The sequence below is a fragment of the Oleiphilus sp. HI0125 genome (assembly GCF_001635355.1).
The window spans coordinates 1-10,969 of record NZ_LWGF01001455.1; the positions used below are offsets into that span (position 1 = coordinate 1).

Consider the following 10,969-nt stretch of genomic DNA (forward strand, 5'->3'; position numbering starts at 1 on the left):
GGAACTTAACTCTATTGGATTAAGGCCAAATCTATCGGCAAATACATATACGTTTGCTTCGTCTACTCTGCTAATCAGTTTGTAGCGTTTCAAATTTCCGTTAATTTTTATTTGGACCCATCTTCCAATTTCCAGCTGAGCTAACAACTCAACATTCTTGTTAAGTTGAGGGCGTAGGCTTTTTTGCTTTGTGATTGCGCCTGTGCTGCTAGCATTATTTGGTTTATTGAGGCTGGCATCATTTTGGTTGCTAAGTGCTGTTTCCCTGAAAATACTTGTAAGATCTTTTTTGATGTCTGCAAGCATTCTATTGGCTGAGTAGGGGTCAAACGATATACGAGTTAATTCGGCGTCTATTTGCTTTAACAGACGTGGTACCAGAGCTAACCACTTTTGACGGTCATTTTGTGTTGCATGTTTTCTAGTACACCAAAGTAAGTCTTCAGTTGTCTTTCTGCAGGTATCCCAATTGTGTTCTTGCGCATCGCGAAGAAATGCGATGAACAATACTCGTCTCCATGGTCCGGTTAGAAGTTCAGAAATGCTAGTAGGTAAGTTCCTATGTGATTCAACGAGTGCTTTTAGAGTTGAGTCGATAAATTCTTGGGCAACCCGGCTTTTAATGCGTCCTTCTTCTGTTAGTTTCGTACGTTGCTCGAGCAATTTTTGGCGTTTGTTTTCGCGCGCGATAAAAAGCTCTAACTTTAAATTTGACGCTGTAAAACAGTCATAGTGACCACTTTTATCTTCGATAATGTCATCTACGAGTGAGCGAAGCTCGTCGTATAGTTTTGTTCGTGCGCTGTTTTGATTGTCGTTGGTCCAGCCAATCGCTGCTGTGGCTAAGTTGTTAATGAAGGTTCTAGCCGGATGAGCATGCTCTTTGAAAAATACAGGATTATGAATGACCGCTTTAAGTACAGGTATTTGCAAGCGACCAATAAGCGCCTGCATTTCTGGCGCTAAATTATTGTCGTTGAGTATGTACTCAAACAGTAAGCCGACTAGATTAATAACATCAAGATCTTTTTCGGCCACTTGTTTTCTTGAGCTTTTCTGAAGTTGTTGTGTCACGTACTGGCTGATTGTCTTGGCGTCAAAAAACCTTGCTTCATTTGTCGCTTCCTTCGCGGCGTTTACAATATTCAGTGCTTGGATGATGTCTTGAGAGCTAGCGTAATGCTGTGTCTTAATCGTTTGTGTGGCTGTTTGAGTAGTGTTTTCTTGTGCCGTAATGTCTCGATGATCGTGTGCGACAGGAGCTCTTGTTGTTTCTTGCTTGGAGCGGACGGATTGTTTGCGTTTAGTCAGGCTTAGATCCGGCTGAATTCCCTCAGAAATTAGAGTGTCATTCAATGCGTTTAGTGGCTCTTCAAGCTTGGAAAATAAGTGTTTGTCTAAGTGCTTGTATAGCAAAAGAAGCTCACCGAGCTCGATATCGAGATTTTTGCAGCTGCTAGCAATGATATGAGCTAATAACTCAGGTGACTCTGGACTAAGTTCATCACCATTAAGCTGATAAGCCTCGGCCATGCGTTGATGCAGAGTTAGGTGAATATGCTGAAAGTTAGCTCGTGACTTACTAGCCATTGTCTCAACCGCTAGCTGCTCTTCAAATTGCTTGTCGTCTACCACTGATAGAGATTCAACTTGTGACGGCGCTGGTGTATTAAGTTTTATCTGCTCGAAAGGAAATTGAAATAAAGATTGAAGAGATTGATCAATGTTCGTGCATATGGCTTTACGTTTGAGGCGTAATTCACGCATGGCTTCGAAATAGCGATTTTGCTCATTGTTGTTTCTTGCATTATTTGCAAGATCAAACAAGGTGTCATCAATCGCATCAAATGATTGATCTAGTAGGGGAGATACATGCTGAGAGTAGGCATTGAACAGTTTTTCTGAGACGGCTGAGCTGTTAGCACTTTCTCGAGAATTGGCATTGTCGTTGACGTTAAAGCTGTTTGCCATTGGTGCACTCAAGCGATAGAGAAATGTATCAAAAAGTTAAAATGACGCCGAAGTCTGTAATTTACGCATATTAGTACAAACTCGCAAGAAACTAAGTGTTTTAGTATGAAAAATGGGCAATTTGTTACGCTTTACCTTTAAATGCGCGCACAGTTTTGATTTTGTCGTCTTTCACTTGTCTGACTTCTAGTTCGTAGTTACCAATCTTTATGCAAACTGGGTGCTCAGGAATGAACTCCAATGACTCAGTAATAAGCCCGTTAATCGTTTTAGGGCCATTAGTAGGTAATGACCATTTAAGCGCTTTATTAATCGCCCTAATGGTGGCGGAGCCATCAATAAGGAAGCTGCTGTCCTCTTGCGCAGTGATATCTGAGCTGCTGGTTGTAGAGTAGTCCGTTGTGAACTCCCCAACAATTTCTTCTAAGATATCTTCCATTGTTGCAAGTCCCTGAACATCACCATATTCATCAACCACAATGCCGATTCTGCGTTTTGCTTTTTGAAATTGAAGTAACTGATGGTTTAGCGGAGTACTTTCGGGGATAAAATAGGGCTCACGACATGCCTGCAGTAGTGCTGCTTTATTTGGCTCAGCATGAGACAAAACTTTTGTCATGTTTCGCAGGTGGAGTACACCAATTATGTTGTTGATGTCTCCCTTGTAGACGGGGAGCCTAGTGTGTTGCGAGCTTCTAGCTTGTTCGATCAAATCATCTAGGTTGTCTTCAATATCTAGTCCAATCACTTCATTCTTAGGAATCATGATGTCGTTGACAGTTACTTTCTCTAGATCAAGGATACTGATCAGCATGTCTTGGTGAGAGCGAGGGATTTTATTGCCAGCTTCATGGACGAGTGTTTTTAGCTCTTCTCTCGTTATATGGTTCTCAGTCTGCGCTGAGGTATTAATGCCCAGTATTTTTAATAGGTTGTTGGTGACTAGGTTTACAGACCAAACAGCAGGGTATAGCAGTTTTAGGAGTGGCTTGAGAATGTGGGCTGCTGGAAACGCTATCTTTTCTGGGTGATAAGCTGCAAATGTTTTTGGAGTGATTTCGGCGAAAATTAAAATGGTTAGCGTAAGTAACGCGGTTGCGATCGCAATACCTGCATCACCCCAGAGACGGATTGCGATAACTGTAGCAATTGAAGAGGCAAGTATGTTTACGAAATTATTGCCGATCAAAATAACGCTGATAAGTTGATCTGTGCGGTCGAGCAGGTCGCTCGCTTTGTTTGCGCCTTTATGTCCTTGTTTCTTTAGATGCTTAAGACGGTACTTGTTGAGTGACAGCATTCCTGTTTCGGAACTTGAGAAAAAGCCGGACAACATTATAAGAACGCCAAGGGAGCCAAATAGCCAGGTAAGGGAAGTTTCGTTCAAGGTAAAGCTCGGTTGCTAGAAAAAGAAATTACAGTATAGATTCAAGAACTATCTTGGTGCCAAAAAAACCAAGCATTAACGACCCTGTGCCCCATAAGGTAAGGCTTGCTGCGAGTGAGCCCCTCCAACCATATTGGCGTCTGCCGAACAACAGTACGCCGAACAGCACCAAAGAAACTAAAGAGAAGAATGTTTTGTGTGCAAGATGTTGCGCGAAGAGATCATGCACGAATATGAAGCCTAGAGTGATCGCTATAGCAAGGAATAAGGTGCCTATTCTTAACAAATCAAACAAGGTGCTTTCCATTACGAGTAATGGTGGGAGAGAGCTATTCGAATGTAGGTGTGATTTAAGCTGTCGGTTACGGTAAACAACAAAGATTGCTTGTACGGAGGCCAAGCATAGAATGCTATAGGCCAAAATAGACAATGCGATATGCACTAAAATTCCGTTATCAAGTTGATTCGGGGCGTCATCCGGACGAATTGCAAGCATGCTAATCATGCTGAGTGCGGCAGCTGGATACATGATAAGCAGCATATTATGTATCGGTTTACGCGTTGCAAATATGATAAATACAACGACTGATATGCACGTAATGATGGCCGTACTATGGACGAGGTCGAATGATTGGTGTTGGCCGAAACTAATTACGATACTGCTTGCTTGAGCTATTGCAGCAACCAGTCCACTAGTGATTGGGATGATGTTGCGTGGCGCAGATTTTCTTATAATTTGTATGGCTTTGAAGCCTGAGCCTAGTAAATAGAGGCATATTGCTATCAAAGCGAGTAAAGATGCGTTCATTTAACTGCGTTAGTCTGAGACTTTCGATTTAATTAATTTTGATTGTCGTTATAATGCGCTGTTTGCGAATACTTGGCAATAATCATTAGAGCTATAAAACATGTTTGAGAATCTTAGCGAAAGGCTTTCCGAAAGTCTTAAAAAGGTCACTGGTCAGGCAAAATTAACTGACGACAACATCAAGGGTACGTTACGCGAAGTAAGGATGGCTTTGCTCGAGGCGGATGTAGCCTTGCCTGTGGTGAAAGATTTTGTTGAGCAGGTTCGCACTAGAGCTCTTGGTCAAGAGGTGATGAGAAGTCTATCGCCAGGGCAAGAATTTATTCGAATTGTTAATGACGAGCTTACGGCTGTGATGGGGGCAAAGTCTGAAGGGCTTAGTCTAAATGCTCAGCCGCCAGCAGTCGTTTTAATGGCTGGTCTGCAGGGTGCGGGTAAAACAACCTCGGTAGCTAAATTGGCGAGATATCTCTCAGAGCGAGAGAAGAAAAAAGTAATGGTCGTTAGTGCTGATGTCTATCGTCCGGCGGCAATCAAACAATTGGAAACGCTTGCTGGTGAAGTTGGTGCTACATTCTTCCCAAGTACAGCGGACCAAAAGCCTGTAGCTATTGCTGAGGCGGCTATTGCTGAAGCAAAGCTTAAATTTATGGATGTGCTGATTGTCGATACAGCTGGCCGATTGGCGGTTGATCAAGAGATGATGGCTGAAATAGCTGACCTTCACGCATCAGTTAACCCTGTCGAAACCTTATTCGTAGTTGATTCGATGACCGGTCAGGATGCTGCGAATACAGCGAAAGCATTTAACGATGCGCTTCCGCTGACGGGTGTTGTTCTTACAAAGACAGATGGTGATGCGCGCGGTGGTGCAGCGTTATCGGTTAGAGCGATTACTGGTAAGCCTATCAAGTTTATGGGTGTTGGCGAGAAGATTGACGCGCTAGAGCCTTTTTATCCTGATCGTCTCGCATCAAGAATTCTTGGAATGGGTGATGTACTCAGTCTTATCGAGGATGCAGAAAGAAAGCTTGATAAAAAGAAAGCGGACAAGCTGACTAAGAAGATAAAGAAAGGTAAAACCTTTGATTTGGAAGATTTTAGAGATCAGCTCCTGCAAATGAAAAATATGGGTGGTGTAGCTGGTCTGCTCGATAAGCTTCCTGGTATGGGGCAAATGGGACAGATGGCACAGGCCGCGCAGTCCCAAGTAAACGATAAGTCTTTAGGGCAGTTAGAAGCGATCATTTCATCGATGACGCCAAAAGAGCGTCGATACCCAGATTCCATCAATAATAGCAGAAAGCGCCGGATAGCAACGGGCTCTGGAACTCAGATCCAAGATGTGAATCGTCTTTTAAAGCAACATAAGCAGATGGCTAAAATGATGAAGAAATTTAGCAAAAAAGGCGGAATGGCGAATATGATGAGAGGGATGCAGGGGATGATGCCGCCCGGCGGTGGCGGCGGTCCTTTCGGTCGTTTCTAGCTATCTAACGCTTAGTTAATTGAAAAGAAGCGTAAAAATGTAAATGGGTGTTTTCAATTTCGTAGTATTGCTATAGAATACGCGCCCTTTCGAGTCCCTCAGTTAATGCATTTGCTGTATGGGGGCTTTATATAGTTAAACTGTTTATCAGGATGTATTAGCAAAATGGTTAAAATCCGTTTATCTCGTGGTGGCTCTAAGAAGCGCCCATTCTACCACTTAACTGTGGCAGACAGCCGTTCATCTCGCGATGGTCGTTTTATCGAGCGTGTTGGTTTCTTCAACCCTGTTGCACGTGGCCAAGAAGAGCGTTTGCGTGTTGATGCAGAACGTGTTGAGTACTGGGTAGGTCAAGGTGCTCAAATTTCTGATCGCGTTAAAACTTTACTAAAAGACGCTAAAGCGGCTTAAGTCGTTTTAGCGGAGGCCCGTTGTGAGTTCCAATAACGAAACCATTATGGGCAAAGTGACGTCTGTTTACGGCGTCAAAGGTTGGGTGAAAGTGTTTTCATATACTCAGCCAAAAGAGAACCTAGCAAAATATAAAGTTTGGTCTTTGCAAAAGTGTGGTAAGACACAGGATGTAAAGGTTAAGCAGTGTAAGGTTCATGGCAATGGATTAGTTGCACACATCGATGGGTATGATGATCGTGATCAGGCTAAAGAGCTTGCAGAGTCATATATTAAAATTGATGTTGCATCGCTGCCCGAGCTGGAAGCTGGTGACTTTTATTGGCATCAGTTAGAAGGTCTAAAAGTGCTTACTATAGAGGGTCAGCTTCTGGGTAAAGTTCATCACTTGATGGAAACTGGCTCAAATGACGTGCTAGTTATTCGTAAGTGTGAAGGCAGCTTGGATGCAAAAGAGCGGCTAGTTCCTTATTTGCCGGATCAGGTTGTTAAGTCGGTAGATCTTGAGTTATCTCAAATGACCGTGGACTGGGATCCAGAGTTCTAAGCGTTTATGTGGTTCGGACTAGTTAGTCTTTTTCCTGAAATGTTTGAACCATTTTCTGTATCGGGCGTATTTGGACGCGCGGTCAGTAAAGGATTGGTCGAGTTAGACTTGGTGAATCCTAGAGATTTTGCACACGACAAGCATAAAACCGTGGATGACAGACCTTACGGGGGCGGTCCGGGAATGCTTATGAAGGTTCAGCCTTTGCGTGATGCAATTGAGTTTGCTAAAGCCGAAGCTGAGCGAAAAGGTAAGTCTGCGCCTAAAGTGGTTTACTTGTCTCCTCAAGGTAAGAGGCTAGATGACAAGCTTGCTAGAGAGTTGGCTCAAGAACCTTCTTTAGTGCTGGTCTCGGGTCGTTATGAAGGAATTGATGAGCGTTTAATAGAGACGCATATCGATTTGGAAGTTTCGATCGGTGATTATGTGTTGAGCGGTGGAGAGTTAGCTACACTAGTTGTTATGGATTCGGTGAGCAGGCACTTAGAAGGAGTGCTTGGTCATACAGAATCTGCAAAAGAAGATTCTTTTGCGAATGGTTTGCTTGATTGTCCTCACTATACGAGGCCTGAAGTGCTTGAAGGAGAAGTGGTTCCCTCGGTATTGTTATCGGGTGATCATGAAAAAATTCGCAAGTGGCGATTAAGTCAGTCACTTGCAAGAACGTACGAGCGACGACCTGACTTGCTCGACAAAATTGAATTGAACCAAGAGCAGCAACAGCTTTTGGAAGAGTTTTTAAAAGACGTGAATCGGTAGGTAAGGTTGAGATAACCTGATCTACTCAATTTTTGGAGAGTAAAATGAGCAGCAAGAACAACATCATCAGCGCAATTGAAGCTGAGCAAATGACAACAGAAGTGCCTGAGTTTGGCCCAGGTGACACTGTTGTAATCCAGGTTAAAGTTAAGGAAGGTAACCGTGAGCGTCTTCAGGCGTTCGAAGGTGTCGTTATTGCTAAGCGTAATCGTGGCTTAAACTCTTCTTTTACTGTTCGTAAAATCTCTTACGGTGTAGGTGTAGAGCGTACATTCCAGACTTTCAGTAAGCTAGTTGATAGCATTACTGTTAAGCGTCGTGGTGATGTTCGTCAGGCTAAGTTGTACTACTTGCGTGAGCTTAGTGGTAAGGCTGCACGTATCAAAGAGAAGCTTAACTAAGTTTATATTGATTTATAAAAAACCCCGACTCGTCGGGGTTTTTTGCGTTTACGGTTAGGTGATCCTTGTTCGTAGTTTTTATTTATAAGATATTGAACGTTCTCTGATGCATGTGATCATATAAGGGATAAATTTAAATGGGGTTGTTATGAAGTTAAGTAATATATGTGGTCTTTTATTCGCTTGCATGCCGGTGTTCGCTATCGCTGAAGTTGAACAAAATATTGAGTCGGCCTTGAAAAAAGCTGTCCCGCAATTGGAGGTTGTTTCGGTTGCTGAAACGCCAGTTGGCGGTATCTATCAAGTTCATGATCAAAGTGGGCAGGCGATTTTTGTCTCAAGTAACGGTGAGTATTTTTTTACAGGCGAGTTGTACAGCACAATTGGTGGTCGACTTGAGAATATTAGTGAAAAAGAGCGTCAGGCAAAGCGTGGTGAGTTGTTGAAATCGATCGAAGCTTCGGAGCTGATCACTTACAAGGCTAAAGGTGAGGAAAAGGCCCAAATTAAAGTCTTTACTGATATTGATTGTGGTTACTGTCGAAAGCTGCATCGGGAAATACCTAAAATGAATGAGTTGGGTATAACGGTGAGCTATATGAGCTTCCCTCGCGCCGGTGTTAACAGTGCGTCTTATGATAAATTAACGTCCGTATGGTGTGCCGACGATTCGCTTGAGGCAATGAATGAGGCAAAAGAGGGTCGTCTAGATTCAAAAGTTAATCGAAGTACTGGTCGTCTAAATGATGTGGCTAGTTGTAAAAATCCTGTCGCTAAGCAGTATCGGTTAGGGCAGCAATTTGGTGTGACTGGAACGCCCGCTATTGTTTTAGAGGGTGGCACCTTAATTCCTGGCTATATGCCTGCTGAGCAATTTGCCGAACGTTTAGGTATTTAATTACGCATTAGGCCGGGACTGTTTGTCTCGGCTTAGTTTCTAACCATGTCAAACTCTCGCTAAAAAGCGCGTTTTAAATCATTGATTCCATTCTTTTTGTCCCTTCTACCCGTTATACTATGCGCCCGTTTTAAGGGCTAGTTTTTTAGCTTTCAGTTGATTTAAGAGGTACGTGTTTTGAAAACACTCAAATTGGGCATATGCGGTCTTGGTACTGTAGCGAGTGGCGTGGTTAATGTTTTAAATCGAAATCGTGAAGAGATTTCAGCACGCACGGGTTGCTCGATTGAAATTATTCAGATTGCTTCGCGCACGAAGAAAGACAATTGTGATTTGACAGGTATCGACTTTACAACGGATTTGAACGCTGTTGTAACAAACCCCGAAGTAGATGTTGTGCTTGAGTTGATTGGCGGCTACAGCCCTGCAAAAGAGTTAGTAGAGACGGCTCTTCAGGCAGGTAAGCACGTTGTAACGGCTAACAAGGCTTTGATTGCAGAGCACGGCAATGAACTATTTGCTTTGGCTAATTCTGCGGGAGTTAGTCTTTGTTACGAAGCGAGCGTTGCAGGTGGTATCCCGATTATTAAATCGGTACGCGAAGGCTTGGCGGCCAATGATATTTCAAGTGTTGCAGGTATTATCAACGGTACCGGTAATTTTATTCTTACTGAAATGCGCGATAAAGGTCGAGACTTCGAGGACGTTTTGAAAGAGGCTCAGGCTCTTGGATATGCTGAAGCAGATCCAACGTTCGATGTCGAAGGAATTGACGCGGCTCATAAGCTTGTTCTTCTGGCATCAGCGGCTTTTGGTATCACTCTTCAATTTAAAAAAGCGTTTACCGAGGGGATTAGTAAGGTTTCTACAGATGACGTTAATTATGCTGAGGAACTTGGTTATACGATCAAACACCTTGGGATCGCTAAGAAACGCGGAGATGGCGTCGAACTTCGCGTTCACCCGACGTTAATTTCTAAGTCTGCGTTGATATCAAAGGTCGACGGCGTAATGAATGCTGTAGTTGTTACGGGTGATGCAGTTGGTGACACACTTTACTATGGGGCAGGGGCTGGATCAGAAGCAACAGCTTCAGCAGTGATAGCTGATGTAGTAGATGTGGCGCGTGCTTTAGTTGCCGGCGCTAAACCGATTGTTCCGGGCTTAGGGTTCGAAGCGGAAGCTCTCAAGGATACCAGCATCATTGAAATTGGTGATGTTGTATGTCCGTTTTATTTGCGAGTGATGGCTACGGATGCACCGGGAGCTCTTGCATCGATTACTAGCATTATGAGTAAGCACGGGATCAATATTGATTCGATTACCCAGCGAGAAAACGAGCAGGTTGGTGATATGACGCCCGTAATTATGCTCACTCATGAAGTAAAAGAAGATGTCGTGAATCTGGCAATTAGTGAGATCGAGCAACTTTCAAATACAGCAGGTGTGGTTGTTAAGCATCGTGTAGCGCAGTTTTAATAGGTAGAAAAATGAAATATATCAGTACTCGTGGTGAAGCTCCTGCTTTAAATTTTGAAGAGGTATTGCTTGCTGGCTTGGCTAGTGATGGCGGCTTGTATGTTCCTGAATCATTGCCACGTTTTACCCAAGAAGAAATCGCTTCGTGGCGTGGTCTTCCATATTCTGAACTTGCTTACAAAGTCATGTACCCGTTCGTAGAAGGTTCTATTCCTTCTGACGATTTTAAGGCGATGATCAATGAGACTTACGTGGTATTCGATCACAAGAGTGTCGCCCCGCTAGTTCAAATTGATAGTAATGAGTGGGTCATGGAGTTGTTTCGTGGTCCAACATTAGCTTTTAAAGATTTTGCTCTGCAATTGCTAGGGCGTTTACTAGATTATGTTTTAAAGCGTCGTGATGAACGAGTAGTTATCATGGGAGCGACCTCTGGTGATACTGGTTCAGCAGCTATTGAAGGTTGTCGCCACTGTGACAATGTAGATATTTTTATCCTTCATCCTCATAACCGAGTGTCGGATGTTCAGCGTAAACAAATGACGACCATCATTGCTGACAATGTATTTAATATCGCTGTTGAAGGTAATTTTGACGACTGTCAAAACATGGTTAAAGAAAGTTTTGCGGATCAATCCTTCCTTGAAGGGACGCGTCTTGTTGCGGTTAATTCTATTAACTGGGCACGAATTATGGCGCAGATCGTATACTACTTTAGTGCTTCATTAGCTCTAGGTGGCCCGTCGCGCAGTGTTTCATTTTCGGTTCCGACAGGAAATTTTGGTGATATTTTTGCCGGCTATCTGGCGAGAAATATGG

Annotated in this window: 11 protein-coding genes; 8 read left to right on the plus strand and 3 right to left on the minus strand. The window is 43.3% G+C overall.

Annotation, left to right across the window (positions count from 1 at the left end; translation table 11 throughout):
• The 3 genes from A3762_RS24650 to A3762_RS24660 all read right to left on the minus strand — a co-directional run.
• The coding region (locus A3762_RS24650; RefSeq protein WP_068758095.1) for a DUF1631 family protein at nucleotides 1-1,971 on the minus strand (1,971 nt) is incomplete at its 3' end.
• Nucleotides 1,972-2,095: 124 nt separating this feature from the next.
• The gene (locus A3762_RS24655; RefSeq protein ID WP_068479384.1) at nucleotides 2,096-3,358 is read right to left on the minus strand and encodes an HlyC/CorC family transporter; all 1,263 of its coding nucleotides are present in this window, start codon (nucleotides 3,356-3,358) and stop codon (nucleotides 2,096-2,098) included.
• 28 nt (nucleotides 3,359-3,386) lie between these two features.
• A complete protein-coding gene (locus A3762_RS24660) occupies nucleotides 3,387-4,166 on the minus strand; it encodes an inner membrane protein YpjD (protein ID WP_068476074.1) in 780 nt (259 codons plus the stop codon).
• 100 nt (nucleotides 4,167-4,266) lie between these two features.
• On the opposite strand from A3762_RS24660, the gene ffh reads away from it, so the two are divergent.
• The 8 genes from ffh to thrC form a co-directional block, all read left to right on the plus strand.
• Entirely contained in the window at nucleotides 4,267-5,655 is a 1,389-nt protein-coding gene (gene ffh, locus A3762_RS24665; RefSeq protein WP_068479386.1) for a signal recognition particle protein, read from the plus strand.
• Between the two features lie 165 nt (nucleotides 5,656-5,820).
• Complete coding sequence (gene rpsP, locus A3762_RS24670; RefSeq protein ID WP_068475547.1) at nucleotides 5,821-6,066, plus strand: 30S ribosomal protein S16; 246 nt, start codon at nucleotides 5,821-5,823, stop codon at nucleotides 6,064-6,066.
• 22 nt (nucleotides 6,067-6,088) lie between these two features.
• On the plus strand, nucleotides 6,089-6,613 hold the full coding sequence (rimM, locus tag A3762_RS24675; protein ID WP_231876511.1) for a ribosome maturation factor RimM: 525 nt from the start codon (nucleotides 6,089-6,091) through the stop codon (nucleotides 6,611-6,613).
• Nucleotides 6,614-6,619: 6 nt separating this feature from the next.
• Entirely contained in the window at nucleotides 6,620-7,372 is a 753-nt protein-coding gene (trmD, locus tag A3762_RS24680) for a tRNA (guanosine(37)-N1)-methyltransferase TrmD (protein WP_068475552.1), read from the plus strand.
• A gap of 44 nt (nucleotides 7,373-7,416) precedes the next feature.
• The gene (gene rplS, locus A3762_RS24685; protein WP_068479388.1) at nucleotides 7,417-7,773 is read left to right on the plus strand and encodes a 50S ribosomal protein L19; all 357 of its coding nucleotides are present in this window, start codon (nucleotides 7,417-7,419) and stop codon (nucleotides 7,771-7,773) included.
• Between the two features lie 148 nt (nucleotides 7,774-7,921).
• Entirely contained in the window at nucleotides 7,922-8,671 is a 750-nt protein-coding gene (locus tag A3762_RS24690; protein ID WP_068479390.1) for a DsbC family protein, read from the plus strand.
• Between the two features lie 177 nt (nucleotides 8,672-8,848).
• The gene (locus A3762_RS24695) at nucleotides 8,849-10,150 is read left to right on the plus strand and encodes a homoserine dehydrogenase (protein ID WP_068479392.1); all 1,302 of its coding nucleotides are present in this window, start codon (nucleotides 8,849-8,851) and stop codon (nucleotides 10,148-10,150) included.
• Between the two features lie 11 nt (nucleotides 10,151-10,161).
• Nucleotides 10,162-10,969: threonine synthase (gene thrC / locus A3762_RS24700; RefSeq protein WP_068758097.1), on the plus strand; the 808-nt coding region annotated here is incomplete at its 3' end.